Here is a 15,620-nt window from a genome sequence, read left to right on the forward strand (position 1 = left end):
CTTAACAACCGCTACAGCAAATGTTCCGCTTTCCGGGGGCGGCTGATGAGCCTCCTCGTGCTGGGTGCTCGTCGTGTTGCAAAATAAATTCAGTGGTGCAGCACTCCTCGTAACTCGCAGCATATTCGGTGGATGTATCGCTCGTCACTGCGGGGTCTCACCTAAGGCCTTTGCTCCCCCAGGAGTCTCCATGTTTTTCTTTCGCTTGTTCAGGTGTAAGTCCATTATATTAAAGAAAAAAATCCAAACTGATTTGACATTTATTAGGAAAATGTTTAATCATTGTTCGGATTTTTTGTTGCTTCTATACTTTTGTCCCAGGCTCTAATTCCCGCATTTTTCCATTGCTACCGGCTATACTTTTTTAGGTGTTATAATTCCATGAGATAAACAGGATATGTACCGAGAATGGTCACGTTACACCCGAGCGCTTCCAATTCCGCTTTTACACCGGGGAACAATACGTCATCGTATGGTTCATTTACATCCACAATAAAGAAATAATTGCCAAGTCCTGTTTTCATCGGACGAGATTCAATTTTAGAAAGGTTCATTTTTCGCCAGGCAAAGGCAGCCAGAACCTGATACAATGCCCCAGCGTAGTCACTTGGCAGGGTGATCAGCAGGCTTGTCTTTTCGGTCTGCACCTCGTGTTTTATGCGAATCTGTTCCTTATCACTGGCAAGTACGGCGAACCTTGTATGGTTATTCGGGTAATCATGAATGTTTTCGTGATGGATAGTCAATCCATATTCACTGGCCGCAAGTGTATTACCAATAGCTGCAATATCCCCTCCGCTGTCACTGACCATTTCAGCTGCCTTGCCGGTCGACGATGTGAAATGCAGATTAGCATCCGGCATATGTGTGTGCAGGAATTGATGACATTGCGCTATAGCATGGCTATGTGAATAAACGTCACTAACCGATGACAATTCCCCGGAAAAATCAGATGCAACAAGCAAATGCTGCTGAATCGGAACAACAATTTCCGCCACTATTGGCAGCCGAACCTGGTGGACCAGATAATCAACCGTCAGTTGCACCGTCCCTTCGATTGCATTTTCAAGTGGTACAACGCCAATGTCAATTTGACGGTCACTGACAGCATCAATACACTCCGGAATCGTGTCGAAACTCTGCTTATTTTCCCCATTGAAAGCAGTGTCGACCGCCAGCTTTGTAAATGTCCCACGCGGACCTAAATAGCCTATTTTAACCATATGGTAATCCCCCTTTGCGTCCATCCAATTATTTACTTAAGTGTGTTCAAAAAGAACGAAGGAATTCGATGTATCATTTTTACCGGACTTTTTGAAGAACCTCTTAATCCATGAATTCAAATTCTGTATCCAAGAGACGGATGGTATCCCCATCTTCAGCACCACGTTTGCGCAGCGCATCATCTACTCCCATTTGGCGCAGCTGCCGGGAAAAGCGCTGTACAGCCTCATCTTTCGTGAAATCAGTCATTTTAAATAATTTTTCGATTCGCGGACCGGATAATACAAATGCCCCATCCGGGTCCCTCGTAATGGTGAATGGTGCCTCTTCCTTCTGATGGCGGTATACGACCTGCTCACCTGCATCCTCTTCCGGCTCTGCAGCAGGTGCCGGTGCCTGTTCAAGTGTATCCGCAATAGCATACAACACTTCCTGCAATCCCTCTTTCGTAACGGAAGAGATAGGGTATACCGGATAATCGTCATCCAGTTTTTCCTTGAATGCCTGAAGGTTCTCCTCCGCACCAGGCATATCCATCTTATTGGCAGCTATGATCTGCGGGCGTTCCATCAATTTGGAATCATACTCTTCCAGTTCCTGATTGATTTTCACTAAATCCTCATAAGGGTCGCGTTGTTCTGTTCCAGCCATATCAACTACATGCAAGATAACCCTTGTCCGCTCAATATGACGCAGAAACTGATGGCCCAGTCCAACACCCTCATGTGCACCTTCAATCAGCCCGGGCAAATCAGCAATAACAAAGCTGCGCTGATCCTCCGTTTCCACCACTCCGAGATTCGGTGCCAAAGTTGTAAAATGATAGTCAGCAATTTTAGGTTTCGCTGCACTGATAACGGATAGGAGTGTTGACTTACCAACACTTGGAAATCCAACCAGCCCGACATCCGCAATCACTTTTAATTCTACTTTAATTGTCCGTTCCTGACCGGGTTCACCATTTTCGGAGAGTTCAGGGGCAGGATTTCTTGGTGTTGCAAAGCGTGTATTGCCGCGTCCGCCCCGGCCACCTTTAACAATAACTGCCTCTTGCTCATGATGCGTCAGGTCGGCAATCACTTCTCCGGTCTCCTCATCCTTTACCGTTGTACCCGGTGGGACTTCAACAACAAGCGGATCAGCATTTTTCCCATGTTTATTTTTGCTCATGCCATTTTCGCCGCGTTTCGCTTTGAAATGACGGTTATAACGAAAGTCCATCAATGTGTTAAGACCTTCATCCACTTTAAAAATGACATCACCGCCATTACCGCCATCACCACCGGCGGGGCCACCTTTTGGCACATATATCTCTCGTCTGTATGCTGCGAGTCCATTTCCTCCGTCACCCGCTTTCACATAGACACTAACCTGATCTACAAACATCTTTTCACCTCATTTACACGGGATATCAATGGTGCATACGATATCATTCCCGTGTTCCAATACCGTTACCATCTTTCCGGCATTATTTATTTTTTCGTTCAGCGCCGGCAAATCCGGGAACTTTCCATTCATACGAAGTTCCAATTGTATCATGTCTGCACTTCTGTCGTGAACATGCAAATGTATGTCGTATAACTCCATTGTATCAGTCATATGGTCTGTTATTGCCATTACTTTTTTACAATATTCCACTAGTAATGAATCCACATGCTGTAAATCTCTGTCGTGCGTATGTATGGAATAGGCTGAACGAAAATTTGGATATAATGTATCCAATTGAAGCACATATAATGCAAATGATGGAGCATTTAAGTTTACCAGTTTGCTTTCTTCCTGTAAATGCTTCGTATAGTCCAGCAGTTTTGTACGTGCTTTGTCGGTTTTTTCCATGCTTAAATAACCGTCAACAATCTGCAGCTGATTCAATAAATCATGCCGGTAATGTCGGAGCAGCTGTATAACATCCCGTTCCTCCATAGTTCTCCCCCTTTACGAAGGTCGCAGCAAAAAGGCGTCCATCCGTACATCAATAATATGAAAATTATAGCAAATAACCATAAAAATATCATATAAAAACCCCAGCCAATACTGACTGGAGTTCTGTTCATTTTGCCTATTAAGCTTATGCTTCTTTGGCTACCGGGTAGACACTCACTTTTTTACGGTCACGGCCAATACGTTCATATTTAATAACACCGTCAGTTTTGGCAAACAGTGTGTCATCTCCGCCGCGTCCCACGTTCATTCCCGGGTAAATCTTCGTACCGCGCTGGCGAAAGATAATGGATCCACCAGTTGCGAACTGACCATCGGCAATTTTTGCACCAAGGCGTTTCGATTCTGAGTCACGACCGTTTCTCGTACTTCCTGTACCTTTTTTCTGGGAGAAAAACTGTAAATCCAGACGTAGCATAATACTGCACCCCCTTCTTAATCCTGTATCGTAATATAGTCACTGTATTCTTTTTCGATGGTTTTCAGTGAAATGAGCATCCCTTCGAACAAGATTTGGACTTTTTCCATCGTTGTCTCTGTCATTCCATCCGGAACAGTTACACGAAGAAATCCGCCTTCCCCACCCTGTTCAATTGACAAGTCAGCTCCACTCATTTCTAAAACCGCGTTAACAGAACCAAACGTTACCGCAGAGACTCCGGCACACACCAGATCATAGCCATATGGTCCGCTTTCGGCATGTCCGCTAATGGTAAACTGTTTAATTCCATTGTAATAACGGGTTATATTGGCATGAATCATATCAATACCTTCTACGCATCGATTTTGTCAATGACAACTTTAGTATATGGCTGACGATGCCCTTGTTTGCGGTGATAGTTTTTCTTCGGCTTGTACTTGAAAACGTCAATCTTCTTTTGACGTCCATGCTTTTCAACTTTCGCTGTAACCGAAGCACCATCAACGTATGGAGCACCGACTTTCACGTCATCTCCACCGATGAAAAGGACTTTATCAAATGTAACAGATTCTGAGGCATCTGCTTCCATTTTTTCAACGTAAATTTCTTGTCCTTCTGTAACTTTCACTTGTTTTCCGCCTGTTTCAATAATTGCGTACATACTTGCACCTCCCTAATGACCAAGACTCGCCATCGCAGGCATCCTTTGTAAAAGGTTGTTCAAAAAGTCCGGTAAAAAGGACACTTCGAATTTCTTCGTTGGCTTGCTTTTCCGTTGCTCATGTATTAAATTGCATACATTCCGCTACTCGGGAGCTGCGCCGCCTCGAACTTCTTGGTCCATTCTATCCTCCTTTTTGAACACGCACTTATGTGAACAAAAAAGGATTTATCAGCCTGTTCCGAGCGGTTGTAGCATTGGTGCTACGATGAATAACGTATTGATAATATCATGACATGTATGACCCTGTCAACAAATGCCGACAAATCATTATGATACATGGCGGACAATTTCCCCAATTGGTTTTTGATAGTAACGTTCGTGGAAATAACTGTGCAAACAATCCATTTCGTCCATGGCCTGACGATTGTTTCCAGGGAAGGTAACATAAATGGTATGTTTCCTGTCCCGCCTGAAATGATTGAACACATCCATCAAAAAACTGTGACAGGAAACTTCAATCGAATGGACACGCTTGATGCTTGCTTCACCCTGATATCTTCGCAGCAGGAACCGAATAAACACATAATATCGTTCTTTCCAGCTCTTTCTGTTTTCCATTGTCAAAAACGAAAACAGTACAAAAGCGCTCAGTGTAAACGGCACAGCCAGCAGAAGCAACAGGATAAGCAGCACATTCAAACATAATGAAAACAAAAGTATCGAGTGATATGCTCTGCGATAGGGGAAAAGCCCTGAAAAAATAAGAAAGAGCAATTTGCCGCCGTCCAAGGGCCATATCGGCAGTAAATTAAACAGCAGAATCACCGTATTATAAAAAAAAGCCATCTCCACCATTGATGACGGAGCAAACTGATTCCCGGACAAAAAGAGGAGCAGCATGTAGATAAATAAATGCTGCAATGGGCCTGCAATAGTGACAAGTATTTCCTCATGAAGCGGTCTTGTACCATGTTCATCTGTATCCATCACTCCGCCAAACACCCAGAGTATAATTCCACGGATGCGCCACCTGAAGGCACTAGCCATCATAAAATGGCCTAACTCATGAATAAGGACAATCCCCAGTATAATCATTAACTCAATGAACGTGCCTGTCAGGAAGGAAATAATAATAAATACCAGCAGTACAGGGTGTATATGGATTGGCGGCAAAAATCTACGGAGCGTCATCAACTTTAATCACCTGTACAGGATCAATGTACGCATCATTTTGTTCAATAGCAAAATAAACATTTTTATTGTCACTGCCGGGTTTGAACGTGCCAAGTGACTGCCCATCATCAATAAACTGATAAAGATGAACATCGATGGAACTTAACTTCCCATAAATGGTTTTACTGTTATCGGCATGCTGTACAATGACTTTCTTGCCCATCTCCCTATCATTCCCAGCGAAAACAACAACGCCTCCCTGTAAAGCAGAGACATTCGTTTCCCCTTCCGGCGACAGCATGACTCCTGTCCCATTTGCTTGGAATGTTTCCGAAACACTCCCACTGACAGGGAATGCGAGTGCCTCCTCCGCACCGCCATCCTGACTGTCCGATGACGACAACGCCATTGGAGCACCAAACGTTTCCTGATACCACTGATTAACACGGGCAAATGGAAATTCTTCCGTTAAAGCATTTTCCGTCCACTGTTTCGGCTCGGACAGCAGCGAAGTATCCGATTCAAATAGCAGAGCTGCAGCAAAAAAAAGTACTGCCGACAGCATACCCTTCAGTACAAATCCGGAAACGTGACGGCTTTTGTTCTTTGGTGCCGACGGTGAACTGTCCGTAAAAACGGGAAAGTAGCCATGCTTTTCCTCCTCCTGTGGAAGAGAGGAGGTAAGTACCTGGCTGGATGTTCGTTCATCTGATGTTACTCCTCGGAGTTTCTTTCTGCGATTAATTGATTTTCTTACCTTATTAACCCCTTTACTCATTCTTCTCACAACCTTGTCTCACATTTGTACAAGTGTATGAGACAAGCCGCACAGTTATGATATTTTAGGATGGAAATCACAACACCGTGAAGCACCATAAAAAAACCGGCTTTTTACTATTATAGCAATTAACGCATAAACAATAACTATTGTCACTTCAATAAAAGGATTACGATTCTATATGCTATTTTGTTCTAAGAAAAAGCTCTTTTCGCACAATTTGTTGCTATTTCTATAAACTGCGACGTAACTTTGTATGAGTGTTAGACCGCCGCTGCGGCAATACACTTCGCTTTCACCACTCCGGGTACAAGTGTGACATCTGCTCATGCTTCCTTTGGTCGCATTCGCAGTGTCTTCTTTGCCGTGGGCGGCTGATGAGCCTCCTCGTGCTCGTCACGTTACAAGCTTACTCGGCGAAGCATACGCTTCTCGCAGGTCGCAGATTACCCAATGAAGTCTTGCTTTGTGCTTTGCACTGCGGGGTCTCATCTAGGCCTCTGCTCCCACAGTACAAGGAATGATATGGCAGCGATGCATCGCACGAAGAAAATTGTTTTTTATTTTCGAGGAGTCTCCGTGTATTTCCCCCGCTGGTTTAAAGATATTCCACTTCAAATTATTATTAATGCTATTATGATGATTAATTGGAACGGAAGGCAGTCAAGACCAAAACAGCACTCAAAAGCGGTCGAAGGACTCGAGAGCCCGTCTCGAGACCAAAACAGCACTCAAAAGCAGTCGAAAAGGACTCGAGAGCCCATCTCGAGACCAAAACAACACTCAAAAGCGGTCGAAAAGGTCTTGAGAGCTCGTCTCGAGACCAAAACTGCACTCAAAAGCGGTCGAAAAGGTCTTGAGAGCCCGTCTCGAGACCAAAACGGCACTTGAAAGCGGTCGAGATGGTCTTGAGATCCCGTCTCGAGACCAAAACTGCACTCAAAAGCAGTCGAAAAGGTCTTGAGAGCCCATCCCGAGCATGAGGAGGCTCATAAGCCGATCTGGGCAAAGAAGACACTGCGAATGCGCCCAAAGGAAGCTTGAGCAGATGTCGCACTTGTACCCGGAATGATGAAAGCGTCCACCTGAAGTGGAAATTAAAGACAACAAACTTATTGTTCGTATTTTTAAGGCAGATATCGAATTATGAAATTCGCTTAGCCTAAGAAAACAATAAAACACCTAAAAATAGAGTGCTAAAACCATTGCGATTTAGCACTCTATCTGCATTGTTATATACGGTTTTCCCTACAAATATGACCGGATATGTATCAATCAGGTCCGCATACCAAAAAATTTCTTTACTTTTTGAAACATTCCCTTCTCGTCTTCTAGGGACTGTAATGGAACTGTTTCCCCCAAGATACGCCGGGCAATATTCCTGTACGCGATAGATGCTTTCGAATTCCCCTGAAGCGCTACAGGCTCCCCACTGTTTGATGCCTTAATCACCTCATCATCATCAATAACAATACCGACAAGATCAATGGATAGAATTTGGATAATATCATCAATATCCAGCATATCCCCGTTTTTCATCATATGATTCCGAATACGATTGATTACTAGTTTTGGGGGATCAATCGTTTCATTCTCCAGCAAGCCAACAATGCGATCTGCATCCCTGACACTTGATTTTTCCGGTGTTGTGATAACAATTGCCTTATCGGCACCCGCCACAGCGTTTTGGAACCCTTGCTCAATGCCTGCAGGACAATCAATAATAATATAATCATATTCTTGTTTCAATTCACTGATAATGGTCTCCATTCCATCCATCGTGACGGCTGCTTTATCACTCGTTTGAGCGGCAGGTAAAAGAGACAGGTAATCAAACCGTTTATCCTTGATTAATGCTTGTTTGAGTTTGCAGCGTTGTTCAATAACATCAACAATATCATAAATAATCCGATTTTCGAGCCCCATGATAACATCAAGATTTCGCAGGCCTATATCTGTATCGATCAGGCAGACTTTTTTCTCCATCAGAGCCAGGGCAGTACCAATGTTTGCAGTTGTCGTGGTTTTACCTACCCCTCCTTTACCGGAAGTGATTACAATTGCTTCACCCATTAAGCATTCTCCTTTCAAACCCGCTTATATCCTTCCGTTTACGCGAAAGAATCTGCAGCCGGTCAATCACGATTTTATCCTGTTCCTCATCAATAAGTCCGCACTCCATATAGACGCCTTCCGAATCATAATCGGGAGCCCGACTGATATAGTCAGCAATACGGAGCTGGTTCGGCTTCATGTAAGATGCAGCAATCACCGCATCACGGTCACCATTTGCACCAGCGTGCGCGATTCCAAGCAGATTGCCCATAACAAAAACATTCCCTGTTGTGATTACTTTTCCGCCAGGATTCACGTCCCCAACCAGTAATAAATCACCGACATATTCCAGCACCTGACCGGATCTCACTATTCGATTGACCACCTTCATTTCACTTTCTTCTTTCCAAGTTAAAGCTTCATCCCGGTGAACGACATTAGAATCAAATGAATGGATGGAGAAACAGTTTTTAGCACCTATTAACTCATTCAGCTGTTTCTTCTGCCGGTCATTCAAATAGCGGTCTCCCAATTTGACCGTCACAGGGACTACAGGTTCATCCTTTTTTGGCCTGTATTCAGAGAGCTTGTCACTAAGCTCTTCTAAAACATCCTCAAACGAACCGTGATCGTCAATAAATAATGTTAAACCATCTTTTGTACCTTTAATTGTAATCATCTGTTTCGAATCAAGCACGTTGCGTTCACCTCAATAATTCACCTTGACATTACGCACTAAAAGGGGTTGTTCAAAAAGTGCGGTAAAAAATGACACTTCGAATTTCTTCGTTGGCTTGCTTTTCCGTTCCTCATGTATTAAAAGCATACATTCCGCTACTCAAAGCTGCACCGCCTCGAACTTCTTGGTCCTTTTTATCCTCCTTTTTGAACTCCCACTAAAAGTATCCAGAGCCTCCGGAGAACCGTTCCTCTTTCCATTTAACAAACCGGCTGGCCAGGAGCGGGTATAGCAGAAGAAGAAATAATCCATTTGCAAGAGCTGTTGGAAGCATCCGGAATATCAAATAATCGCTCCACACCACTTCTGATATGCCGGCAACAGAAAATATAATATTGATAAACACATCAGTAAGTGCCACACCTGTAATGCTGAGTAGCATAGCGGCAAAAAAATTAGCATGCAATACTTTGGCCAACCCATGGATCAGGTAGACAACCAGAGCATAGCTGAACATATAAACACCCAGTACCCCTGTATAGACAACATCAATCAAAAAGCCGAAAATAAACCCATGAATGACGGATGCGTAGGTGTCTTCCCTGTCAAAGAAAATAATCTTTAGGATTAGAAACACCAGCACCCAGTGGGGGACAAGCTGCACGTCACTTTCAACAAGCGAAAATGGAAGCAAATCGAGTGCTACACCTTCCAGTACAAGCAGCAGAAAAAGCAGAAATGGAATCACTATCCGGCTCATGACGTTTCATCCTTCCCGGAAGTATCATCACCAGATTGGTCACGGTCAACGACGATGACATTATTAATTTCATACATGTCCGCCACTGGTTTGACAAAGGCAGTCCTTGTAAGTCCATACTGATCCGGCTTGACCTCCTCCACCTTACCAATCGGCAATCCTGAAGGGAACACGCCACCCATACCGGAAGAAAGAACCAGTTCGCCTTTCTTCAAATCCTTATCAGACTCCTCAATGATCTTAAACACCAGGTTGCCTGTTTCTTCATCATAGCCCTCAATCATGCCAAAGATATCCTTATCTTCTTCACGGGCTATCGTTGCTGAAATCCGGCTGAACTGGTCAAATCCTGAAAGCAGCTTGACTGTTGATGTAAATTCAGAAGGGGTTTCAACTTTCCCAATCATTCCCTCAGATGTGATAACGGCCATGTTTGCCCTGATGCCATCCTGCTTTCCCTTATTAATGGTCACTTGATCCATCCACTGTTCCGGTGATCTGGATATGACGGAAGCCTGAATCGGAGTATAGGAACGAATAGATTCTGTTTTTTCCAGCAGCTCACGAAGCTCGTCATTCTCTTCCTCCAGCTTCTGGACTTCATAAAACAGACTTTTGTATTCAGCTATCTTCTCCCGTAACAATTGATTCTCATGGTACGTATTTTTAATATCACCAATATTGTCAAAAACTGTTGTAACATAATCCACTGGTGTATGTACAATGCTTTGTGTCCATCCAACAGTATCCTTGATGAATTGCTCAGCAGTTGTCAGGTTCTCCCTGTCCCGTAATGAAAACCCAATCATAGCAACAAGTACGATTAATCCTATTAAAAGTATGAATAATCTTTTTTTCTGGAAAAATGACATAAAAACACCTACTTATTCAAACATGGACCGGGAAGATACATTCGGATGGGACCTGAAATGCTGAATGTACTCCAATGATTTGCCTGTTCCATTTGCAACGCTTTCCAGCGGGTCGTCCGTTACAAATACAGGCATTTCCGTTTCATCACTGATGATATGGTCAAGATTCCGAAGCAAGGATCCGCCACCAGACAGAACGATTCCGCGATCCATAATATCAGCAGCAAGCTCCGGTGGGGTTTTCTCCAGTGTGTCCTTCACCGCCTCTACAATCGATTCGACAGTTTCACTCAGAGACACAGCAACCTCCCTGGAGGTAATTGTGATCGTCTTCGGAAGCCCTGTCAGCAGATCACGTCCTCTGATATCCATTTCGACATTTTCCGTCACTTCACCGGCCACACCAATATCCATCTTAATGGATTCGGCTGACCGTTCACCAATCATCAGATTATAGTGTTTGCGGATATAGCTCGTGATGGAATCATCCATATTATCACCTGCCGTGCGGACAGATTTACTTGTCACGATACCGCCCAGCGAGATGACGGCGACTTCCGTTGTTCCTCCGCCGATATCAACTATCATGCTTCCTGTCGGCTCCCATACCGGAAGTCCGGCACCAATGGCTGCAGCAAATGGTTCAGCAATCGGAAAGGCATCCTTTGCACCAGCTTGTTTCGTCGCATCCACAACCGCCCGTTCTTCTACCATCGTAATTCCGGATGGGACACAAATCATGACGTTTGGTTTTTTAGCAAACAGGGACCTGTTGCGCATTGCTTTTTTGATAAAATATTTCATCATAACAGCAGTTGTATCATAATCGGCAATCACACCATCTTTCAAAGGCCGGACCACTGAAATATTACCAGGTGTCCGCCCAATCATATTGTGTGCAGAACTGCCGACCGCTTCAACTTCACCCGTTTGGATATTTTTAGCCACAACAGTCGGTTCCCGCACAACAACCCCCTTGCCGTGAACAAACACAAGTGAATTTGCGGTACCTAAGTCTATTCCCAAATCCTGCGACAAGCTGAACTTTCCCAAAATAATCTTCCTTTCCCCAGCTGCAATTCATTTATTATTTCTGCCGTTTTTATCATTAACTGACAATATGTTCTCTATCCAGTTTGCTCTAATGGTCTATTTTAAACATCTTCTATTACAAAGTAAATGATAGTATGCATAGAAAGCATAAAAGCGCCAATCTCAATCAGGGGCTGAAAACTGGCGCTTATTTGTAACGTCTATTTAATTATACGGGAAAAATCGAAAATTGGATAGTGTTATAGATATCCTTTTTCCTTCAATGAGACAAATTTCCTGTCACCGATAACCAAATGGTCCAAAAGTTCGATACCAATCATTTTCCCTGATTCGGCCAGCCGCCTTGTCACGTGCACATCTTCCTGGGAAGGTGCGGGATCTCCTGAGGGGTGGTTGTGTGCGCAAATAATGGAGGCTGCTGATCGCTTGACAGCTTCTCTAAACACTTCACGGGGATGTACAATAGATGCATTCAAACTTCCAATGAAAATTGTCTGCCTGTGGATAATCTGGTTTTTCGTATTTAAAAAAAGGACAACAAAATGCTCCTGATTCAGAATACGCATTTCTTCCATAACATAATCCGCCCCATCTTCCGGTGAACGGATTACATATCTGTCGCTTTGTTTGAACTGATTCATCCGCCTCCCCAGTTCCATGGAAGCAAGCAGCAAAACTGCTTTTGCTTCGCCTATTCCCTTAATCGCGGTTAGTTCTTCCATGGTTGCATCTTTTAGCAGATGAACCCCTTCAAAATGCATTAATACCCGATTGGCCAACACCATAACCGATTCATTTTTTGTTCCACTTGCAATCAAAATCGCCAGAAGCTCCTGATTTGCCAAATGACTGGGGCCGAATTTGACGAGCCTTTCACGTGGCCTGTCTTCTTTTGGAACATCTTTGATCATAATCGACGACGATTCCATGCACAGTCCTCCCTTAGCTAAGATACAACTATCGTACTGATTTAGCTTCGGGTGAACAACTGGCCAAAATGTCATTTTCACCAGCTGGAACATGCCAAAAATAGTATTTTCTCCGGCTGAAAATAGTATTTTTAGCAGGGCTTTACAGCAGAAAACGCAATAATACGCATTTTCCCATAAAATTTATTTCCTGTATAATCAGTCTGAAGCCAGTTGGTTGAACTGCTCCCAAAGACGTAGGAGCGACATGTGGTCCTGCCATTTGTCGGCTTGTCCCATTTGCTGATACTCTTCCTTCACAGAAGCTGTTAAGTCAGCTATATTTTTTGGGTTCTTCGGAATGGTATCAACCACTTTCTGCCATCCTTCAGCAGACAGACTACTTCCTTTACTGACAGAATCCAGTGCAGAGTTCCACTGTGTCTGGTACGTCTGCAGCCATTCCTTTTCGTGTTTTTGAACCTGGATTTCCTTTGCTGATGCCGTCCATTCCTTCACATAAACTTCCAGACCCTGGCCAGTAATTTCATCTGCCAGCGCGGCTGCCTGATCCTTCGTATTAGCAATTCCTGCGAGGACATAAAAGTAGTTGCTTTTTTCCCAGGCCATGGCTGCAAATCCTTTTTGCTTGAAGGTCTGTGCCATTTCATCCGCGTTAGCCTTTTCGCCGAATTTCCCAGCCTGCAGCACGAACGCGGTTTTCGATTCTATTGCCGCAGGTGACGCTGCACCGTCTGTCTGTTGACTTCCCGAATTATCCGCATTGGATCCGCTATCCTCATCATCGGCTACCAGCGCAGAATCGCTTTGCTGGCTCATACCCTTATCAATGTCTACGAATAAATGCAGCATAAAAAAACCTAGGAATGACCCAATGATAAGGGCTGATGCAGATGCAAGCAGAAATGGTTTGAACGGTTTTAGCCTGGATTTGCGACTGAGAAAATAGCCGTCCTCTCCTTCATCACTCTCTTTTCTGATCAATTCAGGTATATCAGAATCCTCGATGGCTGCTGCTTGCTCTTTGCTGAATTCCTTAATCGAGTACTTTTCATCCGCATTGGAATGATTGCGTTTCTTCCTTTTTTGGCCATCCAGCCAAACAAATAGTTTCTTTTTACCCAAACCGATTCCCCCCCATGTGCCAGTTTAGTCAATCCTAGCATATGGACAATAAAAAGTAAGACGATTATTGTCAAACTTTCAAAAAAACTTTCAACATAATACAACATTCAGATGTCTATCCCATTGTGGAATGTTAGGACGTCTGCAAACCTTTGTAGACAGCCACCCGGTTTCTTCCCTTTCTCTTGGCTCCCATATACATAGCCCTGTCCGCATGCCGGAAAAGCTCACTTGGTGTTTCACAATGTGTCGGATACGCTGCAACACCGACACTGACCGTAACCTTGACTGTGGTTAACTGTTTATCACCGGAAAGATGGTTTTGGGTGTAAAAAGGCTCATCCGAAACACCTGCCCGCAACAGTTCAGCAATTTGTCTGGATTCCGCCAAACCGATATGCGGGAGGAAGATAACAAATTCTTCCCCGCCATATCTGCCTGCTGTCCCCTTATTACCAATAATGTCGCTGACCCTCGCCGCAATCTGACATAATATTTCATTTCCGGCCTCATGACCGTATGTATCATTCACTTGTTTAAAGTAATCCAGATCAAGGATGATCAAAGAAGCCTTTGCTGGCTCATGAGTCCCATCGTCAGATACAAAAAAGTTGTCCAGCAGTTTTTCCATATAAGTAAGATTATATAAGTTGGTCAAACCATCTCTTTCGCTTTGTAACTTGGTAACTTCATAATTTTTGGCATTTTCTACTGCAACACCCAAATAGTTTGTCAAGATGTTCATTACTTGAAAATGCATCTTCTCAAACGCGTGTTTCTCTACTGATTCAACCGTGACAACGCCAGTAATAGTGTCCCCATATTCGACAGGCATGGACAGCACACTTTCCGGTTCAGCCGGATCCGGTCTACCATCACTCCTCCTATTGGCAGGAGCGTACCTATACTGAAGAGGTTTCCCAGTTTCCCAGACAGTACGACTGAATGACTTATCTCTATTACTAGGTTCAGGCGGCAAACCGGCACCAAGCTGGACATCACAGAACCGCTCCAGTCTTAAGTTTCCGTTATTCACCATATAGATGTAGACATAGTCAACCGGCAGCAGCTGACTGATTTCATGGGTGAAAACATCGTATACGTTAGCCACATCCATGCGATATGTCAACCGGTGCCCAATTTCCCCCGTCCGCTCAAGCAGCCGGTTTATTTCTCTATAGGAGTACAACAGCATCAGTATTATAGATATGAAGACGAAAGGAATGCCCAAATAAAAAATACCGATAATGCCAATTTCCGTATAAATAACAAACAGAACAAAACCAACCGGTATGGTAAAGAGAGCCGAAACGACTTCCCATTTCATGCCTTCATCTATCAGCTTTATCTGACGCCGGTAAAATAGCTTGTCCACTAATTTATTGCCAACCACATTTAGCAAATAAATCGTAAGCGCGTACCCGAATATAGCAGCAATCTGTTCCTGCCCCTGTGCAGCAAGACTTGCGTGACTGCCGCCGAACAAAACGAAAACCTCAGCAGCAATGACGGATACGAATGAAAACATCAGCATATTTAAGGGATAGCGGTAGGCGTCTTTTTTTCCCGCACCAATTTTCAACAGAACAATAATAACTGCCAGCTGTGTCAGGAGAATTTCTGCAAACAAACCAAAAACAAGGAAAACCACCATGCTTATACCATTCACAAAAAAAACCGGATTATCCTTGATCGTAAGCGGAAACCAGGCCACTGCTCCCATCAATAAAGCAAATAGTGCAATGTCCAGTGAATGGCCGCTGATGTTCACATAATAGTACTGATAGGCCCCCAAAAGTAACAGCGGCCACAAAATTACCCACATCACCCATAAAACAATGATTTTCCGTCTGACTACCATTTTATGTGCAACTCCCTGCGCCAAATTCATTTACTGCTGCCTGAAATCCCCATTCTACCAAAGGCGTCGTTTCAAAATTTTAGAA

At 43.9% G+C, this 15,620-nt stretch carries 16 protein-coding genes; all 16 read right to left on the minus strand.

Annotated features, from left to right (window positions below; all coding sequences use genetic code 11):
• Window positions 1-371: 371 nt before the first annotated feature.
• The 16 genes from pheA to ACFSUO_RS00975 all read right to left on the minus strand — a co-directional run bounded on the left by pheA (window position 372) and on the right by ACFSUO_RS00975 (window position 15,565).
• On the minus strand, window positions 372-1,223 hold the full coding sequence (pheA, locus tag ACFSUO_RS00900) for a prephenate dehydratase (protein WP_382390120.1): 852 nt from the start codon (window positions 1,221-1,223) through the stop codon (window positions 372-374).
• Window positions 1,224-1,326: 103 nt separating this feature from the next.
• On the minus strand, window positions 1,327-2,610 hold the full coding sequence (gene obgE / locus ACFSUO_RS00905) for a GTPase ObgE (protein WP_382390122.1): 1,284 nt from the start codon (window positions 2,608-2,610) through the stop codon (window positions 1,327-1,329).
• 9 nt (window positions 2,611-2,619) lie between these two features.
• Entirely contained in the window at window positions 2,620-3,147 is a 528-nt protein-coding gene (locus ACFSUO_RS00910) for a Spo0B domain-containing protein (protein ID WP_382390124.1), read from the minus strand.
• A 145-nt stretch (window positions 3,148-3,292) separates the two neighbouring features.
• The gene (rpmA, locus tag ACFSUO_RS00915) at window positions 3,293-3,583 is read right to left on the minus strand and encodes a 50S ribosomal protein L27 (protein ID WP_382390126.1); all 291 of its coding nucleotides are present in this window, start codon (window positions 3,581-3,583) and stop codon (window positions 3,293-3,295) included.
• 17 nt (window positions 3,584-3,600) lie between these two features.
• Entirely contained in the window at window positions 3,601-3,927 is a 327-nt protein-coding gene (locus ACFSUO_RS00920) for a ribosomal-processing cysteine protease Prp (RefSeq protein ID WP_382390128.1), read from the minus strand.
• 11 nt (window positions 3,928-3,938) lie between these two features.
• Window positions 3,939-4,247 carry a 50S ribosomal protein L21 gene (rplU, locus tag ACFSUO_RS00925; protein WP_382390130.1) on the minus strand — a complete coding sequence of 103 codons (309 nt, stop codon included), beginning with the start codon at window positions 4,245-4,247 and terminating at the stop codon, window positions 3,939-3,941.
• A 330-nt stretch (window positions 4,248-4,577) separates the two neighbouring features.
• Window positions 4,578-5,441 (minus strand): site-2 protease family protein, encoded by an 864-nt coding sequence (locus tag ACFSUO_RS00930; protein ID WP_382390132.1) that lies wholly within the window; start codon window positions 5,439-5,441, stop codon window positions 4,578-4,580.
• Window positions 5,428-6,201, minus strand: coding sequence for a peptidoglycan DD-metalloendopeptidase family protein (locus ACFSUO_RS00935; RefSeq protein ID WP_382390134.1), 774 nt, complete (start codon window positions 6,199-6,201; stop codon window positions 5,428-5,430). The genes ACFSUO_RS00930 and ACFSUO_RS00935 overlap by 14 nt, the downstream gene beginning before the upstream one ends.
• A 1,275-nt stretch (window positions 6,202-7,476) precedes the next feature.
• Window positions 7,477-8,274: a septum site-determining protein MinD gene (minD, locus tag ACFSUO_RS00940; RefSeq protein WP_382390136.1), complete on the minus strand. Its 798-nt coding sequence runs from the start codon at window positions 8,272-8,274 to the stop codon at window positions 7,477-7,479.
• A complete protein-coding gene (gene minC, locus ACFSUO_RS00945) occupies window positions 8,267-8,953 on the minus strand; it encodes a septum site-determining protein MinC (RefSeq protein WP_382390138.1) in 687 nt (228 codons plus the stop codon). Before minC ends, minD begins: the two co-directional genes overlap by 8 nt.
• A 199-nt stretch (window positions 8,954-9,152) precedes the next feature.
• On the minus strand, window positions 9,153-9,695 hold the full coding sequence (gene mreD, locus ACFSUO_RS00950; RefSeq protein ID WP_382390140.1) for a rod shape-determining protein MreD: 543 nt from the start codon (window positions 9,693-9,695) through the stop codon (window positions 9,153-9,155).
• Complete coding sequence (gene mreC / locus ACFSUO_RS00955) at window positions 9,692-10,567, minus strand: rod shape-determining protein MreC (RefSeq protein ID WP_382390142.1); 876 nt, start codon at window positions 10,565-10,567, stop codon at window positions 9,692-9,694. The genes mreD and mreC overlap by 4 nt, the downstream gene beginning before the upstream one ends.
• A 12-nt stretch (window positions 10,568-10,579) precedes the next feature.
• Window positions 10,580-11,620, minus strand: a complete 1,041-nt coding sequence (locus ACFSUO_RS00960; protein WP_382390144.1) for a rod shape-determining protein — start codon at window positions 11,618-11,620, stop codon at window positions 10,580-10,582.
• Between the two features lie 239 nt (window positions 11,621-11,859).
• Window positions 11,860-12,549, minus strand: a complete 690-nt coding sequence (gene radC, locus ACFSUO_RS00965; protein WP_382390146.1) for a RadC family protein — start codon at window positions 12,547-12,549, stop codon at window positions 11,860-11,862.
• Between the two features lie 198 nt (window positions 12,550-12,747).
• A complete protein-coding gene (locus ACFSUO_RS00970) occupies window positions 12,748-13,674 on the minus strand; it encodes an SPOR domain-containing protein (protein ID WP_382390148.1) in 927 nt (308 codons plus the stop codon).
• Between the two features lie 133 nt (window positions 13,675-13,807).
• Window positions 13,808-15,565 carry a sensor domain-containing diguanylate cyclase gene (locus ACFSUO_RS00975; RefSeq protein ID WP_382390150.1) on the minus strand — a complete coding sequence of 586 codons (1,758 nt, stop codon included), beginning with the start codon at window positions 15,563-15,565 and terminating at the stop codon, window positions 13,808-13,810.
• Between the last annotated feature and the right edge of the window lie 55 nt (window positions 15,566-15,620).

It is taken from the genome of Lentibacillus juripiscarius, from assembly GCF_042685205.1.
Classification (GTDB): Bacteria; Bacillota; Bacilli; order Bacillales; family Amphibacillaceae; genus Lentibacillus; species Lentibacillus juripiscarius.

Coding starts and splice junctions, on each gene's coding strand:
- ACFSUO_RS00975 (WP_382390150.1), bottom strand. CDS start 15,565: ATGAATTTGGCGCAGGGAGTTGCACATAAAATGGTAGTCAGACGGAAA.
- ACFSUO_RS00920 (WP_382390128.1), bottom strand. CDS start 3,927: ATGATTCATGCCAATATAACCCGTTATTACAATGGAATTAAACAGTTT.
- ACFSUO_RS00935 (WP_382390134.1), bottom strand. CDS start 6,201: ATGAGTAAAGGGGTTAATAAGGTAAGAAAATCAATTAATCGCAGAAAG.
- ACFSUO_RS00910 (WP_382390124.1), bottom strand. CDS start 3,147: ATGGAGGAACGGGATGTTATACAGCTGCTCCGACATTACCGGCATGAT.
- minD (WP_382390136.1), bottom strand. CDS start 8,274: ATGGGTGAAGCAATTGTAATCACTTCCGGTAAAGGAGGGGTAGGTAAA.
- radC (WP_382390146.1), bottom strand. CDS start 12,549: ATGGAATCGTCGTCGATTATGATCAAAGATGTTCCAAAAGAAGACAGG.
- rpmA (WP_382390126.1), bottom strand. CDS start 3,583: ATGCTACGTCTGGATTTACAGTTTTTCTCCCAGAAAAAAGGTACAGGA.
- ACFSUO_RS00930 (WP_382390132.1), bottom strand. CDS start 5,441: ATGACGCTCCGTAGATTTTTGCCGCCAATCCATATACACCCTGTACTG.
- mreD (WP_382390140.1), bottom strand. CDS start 9,695: ATGAGCCGGATAGTGATTCCATTTCTGCTTTTTCTGCTGCTTGTACTG.
- rplU (WP_382390130.1), bottom strand. CDS start 4,247: ATGTACGCAATTATTGAAACAGGCGGAAAACAAGTGAAAGTTACAGAA.
- pheA (WP_382390120.1), bottom strand. CDS start 1,223: ATGGTTAAAATAGGCTATTTAGGTCCGCGTGGGACATTTACAAAGCTG.
- mreC (WP_382390142.1), bottom strand. CDS start 10,567: ATGTCATTTTTCCAGAAAAAAAGATTATTCATACTTTTAATAGGATTA.
- obgE (WP_382390122.1), bottom strand. CDS start 2,610: ATGTTTGTAGATCAGGTTAGTGTCTATGTGAAAGCGGGTGACGGAGGA.